This is a genomic window from Pseudomonas chaetocerotis (assembly GCF_015712105.2).
In the GTDB taxonomy this organism is placed as follows: Bacteria; Pseudomonadota; Gammaproteobacteria; order Pseudomonadales; family Pseudomonadaceae; genus Aquipseudomonas; species Aquipseudomonas chaetocerotis.
Genome location: NZ_JACFYX020000010.1, coordinates 1 through 16,770, shown reverse-complemented (window position 1 = coordinate 16,770; position 16,770 = coordinate 1). Strand labels below are relative to the sequence as shown.

Genomic DNA, 16,770 nt, shown 5'->3' with positions numbered 1-16,770 from the left:
CTATGAAGACTTAGAAGTCGACTTCAGCATCAGCCAGATCGGCAGCCGGTGCCTTGGCAGGAGCGCTGCTGACCAGCAGTTTCTCGCGAATCAGACCTTCGATCTCGCGCGCCACTTCCTGGTTGTCTTCCAGGTACTTGGCCGCATTGGCCTTGCCCTGACCAATCTTGTTGCCCTTGTAGCTGTACCAGGCACCCGACTTCTCGACCAGGCCCTGTTGCACGCCGAGATCGATGATCTCGCCATTACGGTAGATGCCCTTGCCATAGAGAATCTGGAACTCGGCCTGACGGAACGGTGGCGCGACCTTGTTCTTGACGATCTTCACGCGGGTTTCGCTACCCACGACCTCTTCGCCTTCCTTCACCGCGCCGGTACGACGGATGTCCAGGCGGACCGAGGCATAGAACTTCAGCGCGTTACCACCGGTGGTGGTTTCCGGGCTACCGAACATCACGCCGATCTTCATGCGAATCTGGTTGATGAAGATCACCAGGCAGTTGGCGTTCTTGATGTTACCGGTGATCTTGCGCAGCGCCTGGCTCATCAGGCGCGCCTGCAAAGGAAGCAGTACGGGCAGGGGTTCACATAGGCTGGTGCCTGAGAAACCAACGCGCTGCAAAGCCATACTGTTCATACCTTTCACCCTTACGGAAGCACTATCCCTGTCTACACTGTCTATCTGAACCAATTTCAGGTAGGAAAGCGATGAGCAGGATGCGGGAAAATTTTGTCGATAGTATCAGGACCTGCTGCCCTGAGGACATCCTAACCTGGGTAGAGAAGCATCCTCCCAAGCGCAGGGCCCCCCTCATCCGCGTTTTTTTCATGATCGCTCACGAGCTTAATCCAGAGTGGTATCGGAAGCCTGTGGCAATCACCAATGCCTGCCGTCAATTTCTCTCTCATCGACGCAGTGCAATATCCAAAATTACAGGCAAGCCAGTCAAAGAAGTCACCGTCATCTCTGACTACACCGTCGTTCGTTATTACTTGAACAGGCTTCAAAAAGCCAAAAAGCTGCCTAGCAATGCGCTGATCCTACCAGTCCCGAATTCGACAGACGTATTCTCAGAAAAAGAATGCAACATTCTTGGCTATCTGACCTTGGAACATGCCGTTCAAGCGACTTCAATGGAAGACGCTCTAAACGAGATTGCTCAACAAATCAAAAAACATAGGGCTGTCATTCTCTCCAAATGCAAACGCATTGTGGCAGAGGGTTATGCCAGGTTTTTGAAAGCTCCAGACATGATTCACAGAAGCGATGTGGCTGCCATCCGACTCACGAAGGATAACCTAGATCCTAACCTGAGAGGATTTGGCTCTGGCCAGCATATAAGTTTTTTCTCTCCATCACACCCAAATGGCTTCGGTAACTCTGTTGCTTACTTAGCCACAGAACAAGACGGTCTATTTACACGCAAATCTTTCCCTGGCGCGCACCACATTTATTCCTGGTCTACCACGAAAGTAAAATCCTACCTGGGAATTACCGAAGAATTTGCTGTGGCGGCCATGTGCATCATTATTGACGAACTCGGAATAAATGTTTTCGACTTAGCAAATGCCCAAGTCAAGAAAACAAAAGATGGTCAATTTGTCACCATCCGAGAGGATGGCGGCATCACTATCACCACCCTTAAACCTAGGGCTAACAAATTAATTGAGCGCCACGCACCAAAAGCTACGGACGAGATTAAAATCGATGCAGAAAGTATAGACGCCCATACTGCGCTATGGATGCTATTGCAAATGAGAGCCCAGCACTCCAAAGCCTTGAACTCCAACTATCTTTTCGTCATGGATGGTTCTAGCCCCACTCGCCAAGGGGATGAACACCTCTACCGTATCTTAGACACGAAACGTAAAAACACTTTCAAAGCAATCATTGATTCGCTGCCCTCATGGGTAGCTGAAGCTGAACCAACCATGCCTAAAATTAGGGTTTCACGGGGACTGCTGAAATGGATTGAGAGTGGTGGAGACACCTTGGAAACGACCATTTACCTAGGAAATTCCCTGTTAACAGCCCTGAGAAACTACATCCCACCTTCAATTCAAGAATTTGTTTACCGAAAGAGAATACGTGACCATCAAAAAATTCAATTACTAATAGCGGAAGATATCTCAGCCCCCTCCCCCCGCATTAAGAATAATAATTACGAGTGTGCCAAGATGCAGTTGATCGAGGCTGTGAAATTTTTAAGAACCAACAGCCGCCACACGACAACCCACAACCCAGGTCAAGTATTCTGTTTCCTTTGCTCACCAGAAGCAATTGAGTTGATAGTCTCTTACGCGACATATGGGACAGAACAAGAGCTCATCTCGACTTGCAAGAAAATCATCACAAAAATCCAAGACGAAGGCAGTCGAAAGATGATCAAGCTACTGGCGGACGCTACTCCGAAACCAATGAACTTTGAGCTTCTTGAGGTACACGCAAATGAATAATGAAAAGATCAAGAATAGCTCTCCATCTACAGCAACTTCCCAAGCGATCCTTCCTAGTTGGATCCACCCCAACTCCTCAAATATGAAGTGGTATCTTCCTCGCACCGGCACCAAGGTTACAGCTTCGGAAGATCCGAACAGCAGTCGCTATGTAAAGCTTAGCTTTGACTACCAGCTATTTGATGGGTCATCCACATCAGATCTGATATGGAATTTATTTGTCAGAGATTTACAATCATCAGCGATAGCCCTCATCGAAAGCTCAAAGTCAAAACGACCGCGCGCATTAGTCGACTTTGTTAGAACGGCCTTTGAAATTGCCGACCATGTGTATGAAGCCAAACACCGCTTAAATCAGCCCCCTAAAATCGTCACCCTAGCCGATATCACCCTGGAAGACATAAAGACCTTCCTAGAAGCTCACGACCTCACGTTCATGGGCATAAATGTCCTCAATCTCGACACGCAGTTAGGGCCTACTCCAAGAGGCCGCGAAAACATTGCATCCTACATTTCAGGAATGCACATACCACCCATAACACAAAAGATTTTAATCCAAAAACTTAAAAACAACAGGTCTGACATCTGTCGGGAATTCACCTGTACGCATTCAGCAAATGAAGAGAATGAAGAGGACACACTCAGTATCTCCACAATCCAAAACAAATGCACTAACTTAACCTACCTACACTCCACTAAAGAATATCAATTTCACCCCTTTAAGGTTGGAGTGCACGACATCTCGGATGTACTTAACAGTATGACCGGCAGATTTGTCGAGAAAAACCAAACCCCACTGATGCCTACAAATATTGCATTCCACTACATCAGCAATGCGATTGTTTTTCATCGCAATTATGCGCCACATATCCGAGCCTATATAAAGCAACTGGACAACTATTACAACAGAGAAATTATAGAGAAATATGCCGCAAGCACAATCAGATCAAATGTGCACATTTTCAAGAAGCAAACCTTTGAGGCTGTACCAATCCCCAAGACACTACAACACCTAAACATTAAAACATATGGTAAATGCGGCAGCAACAGAGGTGGCATTTATTGCAACTCGATTATGCGCGATCACATCTCCACTGACGAACTAATTGATTTTTACGCTATCACAACACGCATCCTTATTCATACTTTTTCAGCTTGCCGAGTATTGAGTACCGCCTTGCTCGACGCTGACTGCCTTACAGTTTCGAAACTGGATGGCCTGTGGGATCTGAAGCTTAAAATCCCGAAAGCCAGTAACAGCCATGAGCTTGAGATTATAAAGCGCCCAATACCTAAAGTCATTTGGGACTTCATTAACGAGTACATAGCGTTTATGGAGGATCGCCACCCAGGCATGACCTCCATCTGGCCCTCCGGCTCATTCAAAGGAAAAGATCGCAGTGAAATGACTCTACTAAAAAAACTGGATCAATACTCCGATTGGATTCAAGTACCTAAGATAGGCGAAACCAGATGGTATGCACGACCTCATCAGTTCAGGCGTTTCTTCGCCGCCTTTTTCTTCTACCTAAGCGGCGGTACAGAAATTGAACCATTGCGCTGGATGATGGGGCATATTGAACCTAGCGTGACGCTTTACTACGCCAACATCGCGAACCAGCCCGGCTGGGAGCGAGAAACCTTAGAATTCTTAATAGACTACTTGGAGGGGCATGTAGGCAAAAACGTATTAGTCGACGAAGATCTGCAGGAAAATTTTGCCGAGTGTGAGCTTGAAATCAAACTTGGCGACCACGCCTTATTATCTGAACACCTTCAGGAACTGGCAAACCATCGCGAAATAAGACTCCAAATAATCAACAACAAAAAAATCTTTGTGTACGCGAGTAAATAATATGAGCCGTTATTCAAAGGGTGAAACTTCAGCAGCCAAGCTTCAGGAGAAGCAAGCCAAAACACAAAGCCTGATCACCAAAATATTGCTGATTAGAAAAGCAATCGAAGACCGTCAAAGACTTCCTTCCCTGGACGCACTTAAGAGCAAAAGAGGCATACCTTTCAAGTCCGCCCTTAATTGGTCAGACGCCGACCTTGGAGTTACTTCGTGCTCTTATAATACATCGCGAGAACCCTACAACACTGAATACTCAGATCAACTAGCAGCCGCCTTAGAAACATACAACAACCTCACACCCGCCACACAAACCCTTCCACCTCAAAAGCGAATAACCCAGCGCTCACAGCAAGAAGAAATCTCCACTCTAAAAAATCAAGTCGACTACCTCACAAATACATTAGGTGAAGTCTACAGGGCGTATATGCAACTGGTTGCTAGAGTGGACGAACACACTCGCCAGGACCTCAGATATCAGCAAGTCTTGAAAAGCCACACCCTGGCACTTGATAGAGCTCATCTCACCTTGGTGAAACCATGATACATGTAGCAAAAGCTCCGCGTCTTGACTTCCTTTTTAATCACGGCCACACCACACCTCCGCCTCTTCCAATACTTTTTGACTCCCGTGGAAATTTTTGCTGGGAGCTCAATAGCTACCTTACGAGTATCGGCGGTGGTGCCAACAGCTATGGGGTCCGGCCAGCAATTAAAACAGTGTTCAGCCATGCTGATACTCTAAACGTCTTCCAGGAATACATAGAACGCAACAAGTTAACCATTCTTGATGTCACTGACGAAACCCTATACGACTTCGTCAAGCACAAAAAACATTCTAGAACGGCAAACTCGACCACGATCAAGAAAATTGTACGACGCATATTAGCTCTGTTAGAGCACACGCAAAAAGAAAATAAATTCCACAATCTACTTACCACTGACCCTAGCGCACATGACTTTCAAATTAATGCTACAGAGAATTTCTACAGACTTAACAGACGGACGCCACTGCGTTTTTTAACCCACCCCTGCATAGACGAGTTAAGGGATACTCCGACCGAGCCGACAAGCTTCATCCGCAATAATGAACTGAACGCATGGCATGAAGCAATTCATGACTACACACCCAACCAGTATCTAATTGATAGATGGTACGTCCTTGCCACACTACTTGAACACACAGGCAGCCGAATAGAAGAAACTATTAATATCCCAGCAAGCTCCATTATTAATGCCTATAAAAATAACGGCCCTGTAATAAACATCCCCGTTTTAAAAGGCAAATACAAGGGTTGCTTACGCCAGGTACTAATACCGAGGACCGAGCTTCAAGAAATCTACAAATTCGTTCTGCTCACTCGCTCCAACCATCCTCACAGCGAGCTTCATGACAGGATATTCGTTAGCGAAAATACTGGATATCCTCTGGCACGAAGCACCTTTAACTCCTATTACAACGTAGTCATCAAGGCTTCAAGACACGCAGAACTCCTCAAAGGTATCTCCTATCATAATTTCCGCCACCGGTACTTCACCATATTAGTCGCCAAGAACATCAGTACGCTTTCAAAAATATCGAAAGCCAATATTCTAGATGTAGCGATGGCCATCGCTCGCAAGGACTCATACCATGCATCCAAGAGCACACTCTCTACTTATATTCACCTCACACAAGATGCTGAAATACAAGACTTCCTAAAAGCAGAACCAAATGCGTCCACGACCCTCCAAACGATCCAAAGCATTGTCGATGCAACTGACGACAGGTCCTCTGATGAGAAGCTCGCGGCAATAACGGCATTGATAAAAGCCAAGTTTCCTTGAGATGCTATTCTTGCTATTCTCCTGATCAGTCCCCAGATACCTAGCGACCCTAGTTACACTCTTGCAAGTTAAGGCTCAGCTCGACCGCCTACTGCATGCCACAGCGCTATTCGGTCACCTGTGAAGCGGTGGCGTTTTGAGTAGCTGTTCGATAGGTTGTCGTATAGCCCAGCCGACAAGCCTTGTTTTCAATAGCACAGGCCAGCTAGGTCTTACCTACTCCAGTAGCACCAAGGCCAACCCCAACAACCCGGACGCCATGCTGGTGCAGAAACTGGTGCGCGAGCTGAAGCAGGACGGTACCCTGGATGTACTGCGCCATGGCTTCAAGCTGCCGAGGGTGAAGATCGAGGCGTGCAGTTTCAAGCCCGACCACAGTATGAACTCGCCCCCCTCAAGCGCTACCAGTGCAACCGCCTGCGCGTTGTGCAGGAGGTGTCTTACTCGCCGTATTACCGTGAGGGGGAGTTACAACCCGCGCCTCGATCTGGTGCTGTTCGTCAACGGCATCACCGCCGCCACACTGGCGCTGAAAAGCTAGTTCAAGCAAAGCGTAGAAAACGCCAAGCGCCAGTACCGCTACGACCGCCCGGTTAAAGACCCGCTGACGCGCAAGTCGGAGCCGCTACTGACCTTCAAACGTGGCGCGCTGGTGCACTTTGCCGTGAGCCAGGATGAAGTAGCAATGACCATCAAGCTGGCCGGCAAGGAGACCTTCTTCCTTCCGTTCAACCTCGGCAGCCTCGACGGCGGTGTGCGTGTATGCAAAACACCTGTACCCCCTGCTGCGCGTGGATCACCTCGATCAGGAAGACGTGGACGTGGGCGAACTGCAACTAACCCACTACCGCCTGACCAAGCGCGCCGAACATCAGCTGCGCATGCACGAAGAGGGCGGCGAATATGGCCTCAACCCGGCCAGCGCGCTGAGCAGCGGCAAGGCCCATGACCCGGAGAAGAAGCGGCTATCGGAAATCATCGAGGCGCTGAACGATATCTTCGGTACCGAAGTGAGCGATGAGGATCAGCTGCAGTTCTTCACCGGCATCGCCAATCGCATCAGCCGCCAGGAAGATGTCATGGCTCCGGTCAGCAACCACTAGGTCGAGCAAGTGATGCATGGCCTGTTCCCCAAGCGTGTGCTCGACACCGTGCTGGATAACGAGACCAAGAGCCGGGCGTTTGCGTTGGTGATTCTGAAGATGCTGACGGCAGCAGGCGGGCTGGGGCAAGGTAATAGCGGTGCGGCTGTCTGAACGTATACGTGCTCGGGTTAGATTTCAGACGGCTGTGGCAGAAGGCTTGAAGGGTCACAGGCGAGTTCGCCTGCGATACGGTAGAGCTTCTCAACGGTGATGTTGACCTCGCCACGCTCGATGCGACCTACATAACTGCGGTCGAGACTGCACGCCAGCGCCAATGCGTCCTGGGAAATCCGGCAGGTCTTCCTCTGCATTCGGATGCGTTCCCCTAACGCTTTCGCCAACTTATCCATGACCGTCTCAATTCAACTTGAGGCGGCACTATCGTGCGTTTGCGGACGCACGGGCCACGGATTATAATCCGCATTTTCGCGCTAACTCTTCTGGTGTCTCAATGAAATCGGCCTCGTTTATCTTCGACAGGCGTCTGTATGAGCTGCTTCAGGAGCCAGGGCGTACAACGTTTACGACCCGTGAACTGCGCGATGCTTATGCCGCTCGCTTGAGCGGCACACATTTCCGTATCGCCGATGTGCGCCGTTATGTGTATGAGCAGATTCGTCGACTAGTGCGCGCGGGCTGGGTTCTGCCGGACGAGGATCGTCGTGTTCGAGGGCAGGTCTACCACCTGCAGCCGATTCCGGTACATCTGCAACTGGAACTGATCGACAACAGTTTTGAGAACAGCCTTATGGCTGCCGGTGTGCCCGAACCAGACACGGCAGAACGCGACGTGGAAGCTTTGCCGCTTAAGTCGTCAGCCAATACGGATTTGCAGTTGGAGGCGCTCCACAAGGAAATCCGCTTGGACTTTCTCACTTCAATGGGCGAGGCAGAGCGATTCAAACTGCTTCTGGACGAGATGCCGCATTTGCGGGACAAGGTTGAAGGCGATTACCTGGAGGCCAGGGATCGCAGCTCTCGCCTCTTGGGGCATCTGCGCGCCATCGAAAAAACTCTCAAAACACTCGCTGCACCACGATGAGCAGCTCGCTACGGAACTGGCAGAACAGCTGCATCACCAGGGCGTTGGAGCACTTTACCGTCACGTCGCACTTCTTCTGCCAGGCAACGCCGGGAGCCGGAAAGACGCGCATGGCTGCAGAGCTGGCCAGCCGACTGCTTGAACAGGACAGAATCGATTTGGTGCTGTGCTTTGCGCCGTCCTGCCAGGTCGTGGAGGGTTTTCGTTCGACCTTTGCTGCTGTTCTAGGCAGGCGTCTCGACGGCCAGATAGGTGCCGTGGGCGCGGCTTATACCTATCAGGCTATGGAATACCGTGATGAGGGATTCTGGCAGCTTCTTGATGACTACCGGGTGTTCGTGGTCTTCGATGAGATCCACCATTGCGCCGGCCACGATCCGCTGCTCAGCAATGCCTGGGGGCAGCAGATACTGCATCGGATACAGGATCGGGCTGCCTTCACGTTGGCTCTGTCTGGCACGCCCTGGCGTTCGGACGACAAGGCCATCGCATTGGCTCGCTACTCTTCGCCCGAGGGGCATTTGATCTGTGATTACCGTTATGGCTTAAAAGATGCCATTGCCGACGACGTGTGCCGATCACCTCGCATTGTGTTGCTCGACAATCAGAAGGTGAAACTTACGGAAGAGCTTGGCGCGGATAGCTCCGTGAGGCTATTTCCCAGCATCGCCAAGCTTTTAGGGGAGTCACCTGTCACCTATGAGGAACTTCTGCGTCATGACGAGGTGATCAATCCAATCCTCGATCTTGGCTGCAGCAAGCTGAACGAGTTACGTCAGATCAAACCTGATGCCGCTGGTTTGGTGGTGGCCACAGACATCGAACACGCCCAGCAAGTGGCACTGGCTCTAGAAGCAATGGGTGAAGAGTGCCGCATCGTGACCAACAAAACCCCGGATGCGCAGCAGGTGATCAATGCATTCCGGTGCAGCGCCTGCCGCTGGATTGTGGCCGTCGGAATGATCAGCGAAGGCACCGACATTCCCCGCCTGCAAGTGTGCTGCTATCTCAGCCGTATCCGCACCGAACTGCATTACCGGCAAGTGCTGGGGCGAGTGCTGCGGCGCACAGGTGAGTCCGACGACCAGGCATGGCTATTCATGTTGGCGGAACCGACGCTTCAGGGCTTTGCGGAGCGAATTGCGGATGACTTGCCTGATGACCTGGCAGTTTTGAGCGATGTGCAGATGCCTGGTTTTACTCCAGGCTCCAGGTCTGAGCCGATGGGCACTTTGGGTCATGTCGCAGGTTTCGACGGTGCGGGGTTAGGTAGTGCAGAACCGGGTATTGGATCGCAGCCTACGAACATCATTTCGCTGGGTGGCTATGCAATTGAGCCCGCTTACCAGGTCAGCTTTTCCCAGCATTATCGGCAGCAGCTACTGGCTTGTTTTTGATGCTCAGCCAGTCGAGGCTGATCCAATGATGTTGGTGTTCATGAATCCATAACCGGCCGGCGTCGTGTGGAACGTAATCGTGAGGTGTGCATGGAGATTAAGTCGCAGGCATTGGTCGATGTCGTTGAGGGTGTGATCTGCGACGTGTGCCGCTCTGGCACGCGTATTCCCGGCTATGGTCCCCAATACGGCAAGCTTGAAGCCCAATGGGGATATGGCTCCCAGCATGATGGGGAGCACTACCGGGTGCATCTCTGTGAGCCCTGCTTTTTCAGGGTGCTGAGTGGGTTGCGTCGGGAGCGCATGGTCAATGGTATGTTCGGTGATGATCAGCCATTGGCTTCCGAAGATTTTGGTCTGGTCAGCAAAGACAACTACTGGGGAAAGAGCTGATTGTAGGATTGAAAATCCATCAGCCGCACCACGTCGAATCGCGGGCAAATGAGGGGTAAGCGCGCGACTTGCCCGTTCTGGTCTCGTAGGTTGGAATAACTGAATAAGGAGGTAGCCACTTTGACCCTTCCACATGAAAGAACCCGGAGTGTTGTCAAGACCGAAGCTTTTCTCCGCGACCTCTCTCGTAACACCGAACTACCTGATGACATTCGCAGCTATGCGAAAAGCCTGCTCAGGCACTACCCGTCCGCTGACCAAGTTTTCTCGCTGGGGCGCCTCGAAGAATGCCTGGTAAACGGCCCTCAAGATGATGAATATCGGCGAAGGGTAATTGCGTTCCATCAGCCGCTTTTCAGTTCGTCGCTAGACTTCACGCTATAGGCGGGAACGCCACGATGCTCAGCACTGATAAAGCCCAGTCGGTATCTGTCCAGGTTGCGCAACGGGTCAAGCGCCTACCTAAAGGGCAGCCGTTCAGCATCAGCCGTTTCACAGGGTTTGGAACGAAAAACGCCGTATCCAAAGCAATAGCTCGACTGGTCAACCGCGGCGAGCTCGAACGGGTGTATCGCGGGATTTATATGCGCCCGAAACCCGGACGTTACATTGCCAGGGCTCGCCCCAATCCGTGGACATTGCTTAGCCTGATTACCAGGCAGAAGCGTTTGTCTCTGCAGATCCATGGGGCCAATGCAGTCAGGAAATTTGGCCTCAGTACCCAGATGCCGCTCATTCCGATCTATTACACCAGTGGGGCCAGCCGATCAGTATTTATAGGGAAAGCTGAGATCCGGCTGGTACATGCGGCACCAATGGTCATGCAGCATGCCGGGACCGAGGTAGGGGTGGCTATCAGTGCACTGTTTTATCTCGGTAAAGGCGGCTCAACTCCGGAATGCATTACAGCGATCAAGAAAAGGCTCAGACCGGAAGACCTAGCCACATTGATGACCTGCAAACTACCGAAATGGATGAGCACGGTGTTGAAGGTTGAAGGTGTGAAATAGCGGAATCGCTGCCTTACGATCAGTTGCCCGCGCATGGGGGCATTGTCGTCAACGATCCCGGCGATCTCCCTACCGACCAGTCCCCTTGGAGGGTCAAGTGGCACGAGCCCGGTGCACGGCGAACGCCTGGGCACCGGGCTATCGCCATCACACGTAATGCTTGTTCCCTTTGCGCTCAAGCGGACGGCCTTTAAATACGTGCGGGCCGTCCATCGTCAACTCGACCTTGTCCCCTTTGCGGGTTAGCCAAGGCGTGGCTTCCGATCCAGTTTTGGAGGTAACGCCACTGGGACTGATGCGAATTTCGTCGCCATCGATCTCGATCGTCCCCAAGACGTAGGTGTAAACCAGGCTACTGAAAAATCCTCCTTTGCATTCGAAGGCACACTCTACGACCTCGTCCCCGTACCCCGAGCGGCGCTCTCGACGAGCACGACGTGACGATGTGTTGAGCACGCATATCCAGCGGGTCTGGGACGAAAACTTCCACGTCTACGGTGCGCGCAAGGTCTGGCGCCAACTCAGGCGTGAAGGCGTGGTAGCGGCGCGCTGTACGGTGGAGCGACTGATGCGTCGGCTGGGGCTCAAAGGCGTCGTACGCGGCAAACCGGTCAAGACCACCGTCAGCGACAAGGCGACTCCGTGCCCGCTGGACAAGGTCAATCGCCAGTTCCGCGCCGAGCGGCCAAACGCGCTCTGGGTATCGGACTTCACCTACGTCAGTACCTGGCAGGGCTTCGTCTATGTGGCCTTCGTCATCGACGTGTTCGCCCGACGGATCGTTGGCTGGCGGGTCTCCAGTTCGGCCCGTACCGACTTCGTTCTCGATGCGCTGGAGCAGGCCTTGTATGCCCGCCGCCCGGTCGATCAAGGTGGCCTCATCCATCACAGCGACCGCGGCGTGCAGTATGTTTCTATTGGTTGATGCGTCGACGGGGTAAACGAAAGAGTTACTAACCACAGGAGCTATAGCTCTGAATGTTCAGGTGAGCCCCTCCGCCATATGACGAAGGGGCTTATCTGTCTTAAATCACGCGTTTAACGCTCAGGTAATCGCCCTTGGTCTTCAGCGTGATGGTCACGTCGCGGTTGCTGCGGTTGCGCCAGAACCAGCCGTGTGTACCGTCGAAGATGGCGGTGAATTCACCCTTGTCGCCCTTGATCTGCTTACCCTTGCTATAGCTGTGGTAGTAGCCCTTTGGGCCGTTGTAGGGTTCGCCATGGGTGTCGTGGTTGACCGGAACACCATTGGTCGTCCACTCGTAGCTGACCGTGGCCTTGTCCAGCATCTCCAGTTTGATTTCACTGGCCTCGCCCGGCTTCAGCGTGACGGTCACTTCATCTGACTTCAGGGCTGGCTCAGGCTCAGCTACGGGTTCGGCCACAGGTGCTGCTGCAACAGGCTCTTGCACTACCGGCTGAACAGGCGCGGGAGCTTGAGCGACTGGAGCCGCAGCTGGCTGAACCGCTGCATCCGCTGCCGCTTCTTCGGCCAGGGTTATCTTCATTTCGCCCATCTGGGTCAGGCCGAGTACGCGACCAACGCCCGTTGGGTCGATGGCGTACTCCGAAGGCATCACCACGGTGACCAGTAAGGCTGCGGCAACACCCACGGCGATCACAGTGGAGCGCAGCAGTTGGTGGCTGGTAGGCAATTCGCTTTGGGTCGGAAGCTGGGTATTGAACATGCTGAGAATTCCTTACTGAGAGACGATCAGGCCGGTGAGCTGGTAACCCATCAAGAGGAAACCGGCGCTCATCATGGCGACGTTGGCGGTGTAGGCATGACGCCAGAAGCTGGCGGTGCGCCGCCAGTAGCCCATGACAATCAGGATGGCGCTCAAGGCCAGGAGCTGGCCGATTTCGACGCCGACGTTGAAGGCAATCAGGTTGGCGATCAGGCCATCTGCCGAGATCTCGTATTCCTGAATCTTGGTGGCCAGACCAAAGCCGTGCAGTAAGCCAAAAATCAGCGTAGCTGCCTTGGTATTGGGCTGATAACCGAACCAGCGCTGGAATGCCCCGAGATTATCGAGCGCCTTGTACACCACCGAGAAGCCGATGATGGCGTCGATCACGTAAGAGCTGATGCTGATTTCAGTCAGCACACCCAGCAGCAGGGTGACCGAATGACCCACGGCGAACAGGGTGACGTAGAGCCCCACGTCCTTCAGGCGGTAGAGAAAGAAGATCACCCCGAAGAGGAACAGCAGGTGGTCGTACCCGGTCATCATGTGCTTAGCGCCCATGTAGATGAACGGCAGTAACATCACCCCGGAGCTTTCCTGGATAAAGCCCTTGTCGCCCTCGGCAACAGCGTGGGCCAGTGCGTCAGGCATGCCGAGAAACAGCAATGCCGTGAACAACAGCAACAGTAGTAGCGAACGATTCGGACGCACAGCAGCTGCGTCCATTGCGCCCATAGATAGCGAATGCATAGTTGAGTCCTAAATTGCAGTGGTCTTGGGCCGCACAGCGGCCTGTGTCAGATCACGAATGTGGCGCGCGGTGGCCGCTCGATCAGGAAGATCGGGCTTGGAGGAATGGAGTAATGAGGGGCTGGTATCGGCTGCGCACGTTCTGGCAGCGTGCTGATGCTCAGCCGTGCGGTCAGGTGTGGTGTTTCATGCAGATGGTCGGCGGTCAGCGGCGAGTGGCAGTGATCCCCGTACGCCGCACAGGCCAGCGTCTCGTCACCATGCGCATGCGAATGAGCACCGTCATTGCCACCCAAGGCAGGCTGGCTCGACCCCATAAACAGCGCAGAGGTATGCCCGGCCCAGGCCATCAAGATGGCGAGAGCAAGCGCAAAAATCACCTTGGTGCTGATGGGATTGCTGAGCATGTTGTGGTTCTTTCGATGCCTAAGCGGGTGGCTTTTCTGGAGGGTTGGTCGGTTTGACCATATCCCCCCCTGGGGGATAGCATGCGAGCGTAATTCATCGACGCACGAGACTCAAGGCATGAGCGATCACGAACACGGCCACCAGCACCAAAGTCATGGCGACATCATCAAAAGGTTGAAAAGAGCGGAGGGCCACCTGCGCAGCATCGTCACCATGATCGAAGAAAGCCGGGCCTGCGTCGACATCGCCCAGCAGCTGCATGCCGTGGAAAAAGCCGTCTGCCAGGCCAAGCGTGTGCTTATCCAAGACCATATCGACCACTGCCTGGAACATACGGTCGAAGCACTTGCGATAGGCGAGCGCGCATCACTCGAAGACTTCAAGCAAATCACCAAGTACCTCTAGGCCCCTCCCATGTCGAGTTTCGCCGAACTGCTGCAACAGGGGGCCTCGCAGGCCTGGCTGTACTTCCCTAGTGCCATATTACTGGGTGCCTTGCATGGCCTTGAGCCTGGGCATTCGAAAACCATGATGGCGGCGTTTATCGTGGCCATTCGTGGCACGGTGAAGCAGGCCATTCTGCTAGGCCTTGCCGCAACGCTTTCGCACACCGCTGTAGTCTGGCTGGTGGCCATGGGCGGCATGTACCTAGGGCAGAATTTGGATGCCGAAACTACCGAGCCGTATTTCCAGCTCGCGTCCGCCGCCATCATTATCACTATCGCCCTGTGGATGCTCTGGCGCACCTGGCGTGGCGAGCAGATGTGGCGCTTCGAGGAAGGTGATGAGCATCAACACGAGCACCACCACGATGAAACGCAGCGCATCGACACCGGACATGGGCGTATCGAGCTATCGATCTTCGAGGAAAGTACTCCACCGCGCTGGCGGCTGAAGACCTTGAGTGGCCATGTCTGGCCGGCTGCCGAAGTGAGCCTGCTGACGACTCGCCCCGATGGACTGGCCCAGCAGTTTTGCTTCGTTGACCGCGGTGATTACCTAGAGTCAGTCGACGTGATTCCCGAGCCCCACGAATTCACCGCGCGCCTGAGTCTGGGCCATGCCGGACATTCCCACGACTATGACCTGGAGTTCCGCGAGCACGACCACGGTCATGAGCACTCCGAGCTGGAAGAGCTGGAGCTGTCGCTGGACGGCTATCAGGATGCCCACGAGCGGGCGCATGCCAACGACATCCGCAAGCGCTTCAGCAACCGCAATGTCACCACCGGCCAGATCGTCCTGTTCGGCCTAACAGGCGGGCTGATTCCCTGCCCGGCCGCGATCACCGTGCTGTTGCTCTGCCTACAAGTGAAAGAAGTCGCCCTGGGTGCCGTCCTGGTGCTGTGTTTCAGCATTGGTCTGGCCATCACCCTGGTCACCGTTGGTGCCGCCGCCGCTATTGGCGCTCGGCAAGCCTCCAATCGCTGGCCCTGGCTCGGTGCTGTCGCGCGTCGCGCCCCTTACCTGTCCAGCCTGCTGATCATTGGGGTGGGGATTTACGTTGGCTTCCACGGCTGGATCGGCCTGAACGCCTAGCCGATGTGGGAGTTATCCGGTTATTTCGGCCTGTTCTTCGCCGCCTTCGGTGCCGCCACGCTGCTGCCCATGCAGTCGGAGGCGGTGCTGGTCGGGTTGCTGCTGACCGACCGCTACGCGGCCTGGGCACTGCTGGCAGTGGCCACCACGGGCAATGTGCTGGGTTCGGCACTGAACTGGCTGCTGGGCCGTTCCATCGAGCATTACCGGCACAAGCGCTGGTTTCCCGTCAGCGAAGGCAAACTGAAAAAGGCCCAGCAGGCTTATCACCGCTTCGGTCGCTGGTCACTGCTGCTTAGCTGGGTGCCGATCATTGGTGATCCGCTTACCGTGGTAGCCGGTGTTATGCGCGAACCATTCTGGAGCTTTCTGTTGATCGTGCTGCTGGCTAAGACCACTCGCTATCTGGCACTAGCTGCCATGACGCTTGGGTGGTTTGGGTGAGCCTGCAGAAGCGCGACACCAACCTAGATCTGATCAAGTGGCTGGCGATGCTGACCATGCTGCTGGATCACCTGCGCTACATCTGGCCTGACAACGGATGGTTGTTCATCGTTGGGCGCTTAGCCTTTCCAATGTTCTGCCTGGGGATCGCCGCCAATGTCGCGCGCTCGCAAACAGGTGAGCTGTATTCCGATAACAACGTTCGCTACATGGGCTGGATGACTGCGTTTGCAGTGATCTCGGAGTTGCCCTATCGCCTGCTTTCTAACGACAGCAGCACGCTCAACGTTATGCCTTCGCTGCTGTTGGGCCTGCTTATCACCTGGGGAGCACATCACCGTGGTCGCGACGGTTTGATCCTGGCTTTGGCCGGCGTGACTGTCGCGGTGTTGATGCAAGAGAGCCTGATGTACGGCGTTTTCGGCGCACTGCTGCCGGCAGCGTTGCTGCTGGCCATTCAGCGCCCTGGGCTTGTGTGGCTATTGCCTGCCTCACTTTGCGTACTGGCCAACAGTCGCAACCGCTGGCTCGCCGAGTGGGAGTTGCAGCCCTATACGTTGCTGATCCTGGCCACAGCGTTCGCTGCGCCCTTAATTGGGCTATGGCTACTGCGCCGAACGCGCCATTTCAGGATCTGGCCGGTCAAGCGCTGGGGCTACTGGTTCTACCCTAGTCATCTAGTAGCACTGCACCTGATCCGCACGCTCAGCTAGCGTGGGTTCAGTTCAGAGCGTTTTCACACAGTCTGCTAGGGCGCCAAGGGCTGTCTGCAAACCAAAGGAGCACTACGAGGGGACAGCAGGACCAAGGAGCGAGCG

At 53.8% G+C, this 16,770-nt stretch carries 19 protein-coding genes and 3 pseudogenes; 17 read left to right on the top strand and 5 right to left on the bottom strand.

Annotated elements, in window-relative coordinates; translation table 11 throughout:
* Positions 1-10 precede the first annotated feature (10 nt).
* Positions 11-562: pseudogene (locus tag H3221_RS17900) on the bottom strand (recombinase RecA); the annotation flags it as partial.
* Positions 563-828: 266 nt separating this feature from the next.
* Here H3221_RS17900 and H3221_RS17895 point away from each other — a divergent pair.
* The 7 genes and pseudogenes from H3221_RS17895 to H3221_RS25885 all read left to right on the top strand — a co-directional run bounded on the left by H3221_RS17895 (position 829) and on the right by H3221_RS25885 (position 7,392).
* The gene (locus tag H3221_RS17895) at positions 829-2,457 is read left to right on the top strand and encodes a hypothetical protein (protein ID WP_196477048.1); all 1,629 of its coding nucleotides are present in this window, start codon (positions 829-831) and stop codon (positions 2,455-2,457) included.
* Positions 2,450-4,312 (top strand): hypothetical protein, encoded by a 1,863-nt coding sequence (locus H3221_RS17890; protein ID WP_196477049.1) that lies wholly within the window; start codon positions 2,450-2,452, stop codon positions 4,310-4,312. Before H3221_RS17895 ends, H3221_RS17890 begins: the two co-directional genes overlap by 8 nt.
* Position 4,313: 1 nt before the next feature.
* The gene (locus tag H3221_RS17885; RefSeq protein WP_196477050.1) at positions 4,314-4,853 is read left to right on the top strand and encodes a hypothetical protein; all 540 of its coding nucleotides are present in this window, start codon (positions 4,314-4,316) and stop codon (positions 4,851-4,853) included.
* Positions 4,850-6,136, top strand: a complete 1,287-nt coding sequence (locus tag H3221_RS17880) for a tyrosine-type recombinase/integrase (protein ID WP_196477051.1) — start codon at positions 4,850-4,852, stop codon at positions 6,134-6,136. Before H3221_RS17885 ends, H3221_RS17880 begins: the two co-directional genes overlap by 4 nt.
* Positions 6,137-6,368: 232 nt before the next feature.
* Positions 6,369-6,890: pseudogene (locus H3221_RS25895) on the top strand (type I restriction endonuclease); the annotation flags it as partial.
* A gap of 4 nt (positions 6,891-6,894) precedes the next feature.
* Positions 6,895-7,239, top strand: coding sequence for a hypothetical protein (locus tag H3221_RS25890; RefSeq protein WP_228757740.1), 345 nt, complete (start codon positions 6,895-6,897; stop codon positions 7,237-7,239).
* 12 nt (positions 7,240-7,251) lie between these two features.
* Positions 7,252-7,392 (top strand): hypothetical protein, encoded by a 141-nt coding sequence (locus H3221_RS25885; RefSeq protein WP_228757739.1) that lies wholly within the window; start codon positions 7,252-7,254, stop codon positions 7,390-7,392.
* Between the two features lie 17 nt (positions 7,393-7,409).
* Here H3221_RS25885 and H3221_RS17870 read toward each other — a convergent pair whose 3' ends face one another.
* On the bottom strand, positions 7,410-7,631 hold the full coding sequence (locus H3221_RS17870) for a helix-turn-helix domain-containing protein (RefSeq protein ID WP_057386994.1): 222 nt from the start codon (positions 7,629-7,631) through the stop codon (positions 7,410-7,412).
* A gap of 101 nt (positions 7,632-7,732) precedes the next feature.
* Here H3221_RS17870 and H3221_RS17865 point away from each other — a divergent pair, with 101 nt between their 5' ends.
* The 6 genes and pseudogenes from H3221_RS17865 to H3221_RS17845 form a co-directional block, all read left to right on the top strand.
* Positions 7,733-8,323: a hypothetical protein gene (locus H3221_RS17865; RefSeq protein ID WP_087920917.1), complete on the top strand. Its 591-nt coding sequence runs from the start codon at positions 7,733-7,735 to the stop codon at positions 8,321-8,323.
* Positions 8,320-9,720 carry a DEAD/DEAH box helicase gene (locus H3221_RS17860; RefSeq protein ID WP_087920916.1) on the top strand — a complete coding sequence of 467 codons (1,401 nt, stop codon included), beginning with the start codon at positions 8,320-8,322 and terminating at the stop codon, positions 9,718-9,720. The genes H3221_RS17865 and H3221_RS17860 overlap by 4 nt, the downstream gene beginning before the upstream one ends.
* Before the next feature lie 90 nt (positions 9,721-9,810).
* Entirely contained in the window at positions 9,811-10,113 is a 303-nt protein-coding gene (locus H3221_RS17855; RefSeq protein WP_064495864.1) for a hypothetical protein, read from the top strand.
* Between the two features lie 120 nt (positions 10,114-10,233).
* Positions 10,234-10,497, top strand: coding sequence for a BPSL0761 family protein (locus tag H3221_RS25685; protein WP_082919345.1), 264 nt, complete (start codon positions 10,234-10,236; stop codon positions 10,495-10,497).
* A 14-nt stretch (positions 10,498-10,511) separates the two neighbouring features.
* The gene (locus H3221_RS17850; protein ID WP_087920915.1) at positions 10,512-11,123 is read left to right on the top strand and encodes a DUF6088 family protein; all 612 of its coding nucleotides are present in this window, start codon (positions 10,512-10,514) and stop codon (positions 11,121-11,123) included.
* A gap of 409 nt (positions 11,124-11,532) precedes the next feature.
* Positions 11,533-12,042: pseudogene (locus tag H3221_RS17845) on the top strand (IS3 family transposase); the annotation flags it as partial.
* A 106-nt stretch (positions 12,043-12,148) separates the two neighbouring features.
* On the opposite strand, the gene H3221_RS17840 reads toward H3221_RS17845, so the two are convergent.
* The 3 genes from H3221_RS17840 to H3221_RS17830 are packed head-to-tail and all read right to left on the bottom strand — an operon-like array spanning position 12,149 to position 13,968.
* Entirely contained in the window at positions 12,149-12,811 is a 663-nt protein-coding gene (locus H3221_RS17840; protein WP_017675694.1) for a hypothetical protein, read from the bottom strand.
* Between the two features lie 12 nt (positions 12,812-12,823).
* Complete coding sequence (locus tag H3221_RS17835; RefSeq protein WP_026088460.1) at positions 12,824-13,561, bottom strand: HupE/UreJ family protein; 738 nt, start codon at positions 13,559-13,561, stop codon at positions 12,824-12,826.
* A 47-nt stretch (positions 13,562-13,608) separates the two neighbouring features.
* Complete coding sequence (locus tag H3221_RS17830) at positions 13,609-13,968, bottom strand: hypothetical protein (RefSeq protein WP_017675696.1); 360 nt, start codon at positions 13,966-13,968, stop codon at positions 13,609-13,611.
* Positions 13,969-14,086: 118 nt separating this feature from the next.
* Here H3221_RS17830 and mreA point away from each other — a divergent pair, with 118 nt between their 5' ends.
* From mreA to H3221_RS17810, 4 genes are read left to right on the top strand one after another with little or no spacing between them, the layout of a single operon-like run.
* Positions 14,087-14,374: a metal-sensing transcriptional repressor MreA gene (gene mreA, locus H3221_RS17825; RefSeq protein WP_017675697.1), complete on the top strand. Its 288-nt coding sequence runs from the start codon at positions 14,087-14,089 to the stop codon at positions 14,372-14,374.
* A gap of 9 nt (positions 14,375-14,383) precedes the next feature.
* Positions 14,384-15,508, top strand: a complete 1,125-nt coding sequence (locus H3221_RS17820; protein ID WP_017675698.1) for a nickel/cobalt efflux transporter — start codon at positions 14,384-14,386, stop codon at positions 15,506-15,508.
* Between the two features lie 3 nt (positions 15,509-15,511).
* Entirely contained in the window at positions 15,512-15,952 is a 441-nt protein-coding gene (locus H3221_RS17815; protein WP_017675699.1) for a YqaA family protein, read from the top strand.
* Positions 15,940-16,665: a TraX family protein gene (locus tag H3221_RS17810; protein WP_112211765.1), complete on the top strand. Its 726-nt coding sequence runs from the start codon at positions 15,940-15,942 to the stop codon at positions 16,663-16,665. Before H3221_RS17815 ends, H3221_RS17810 begins: the two co-directional genes overlap by 13 nt.
* The last annotated feature ends 105 nt before the right edge of the window (positions 16,666-16,770 follow it).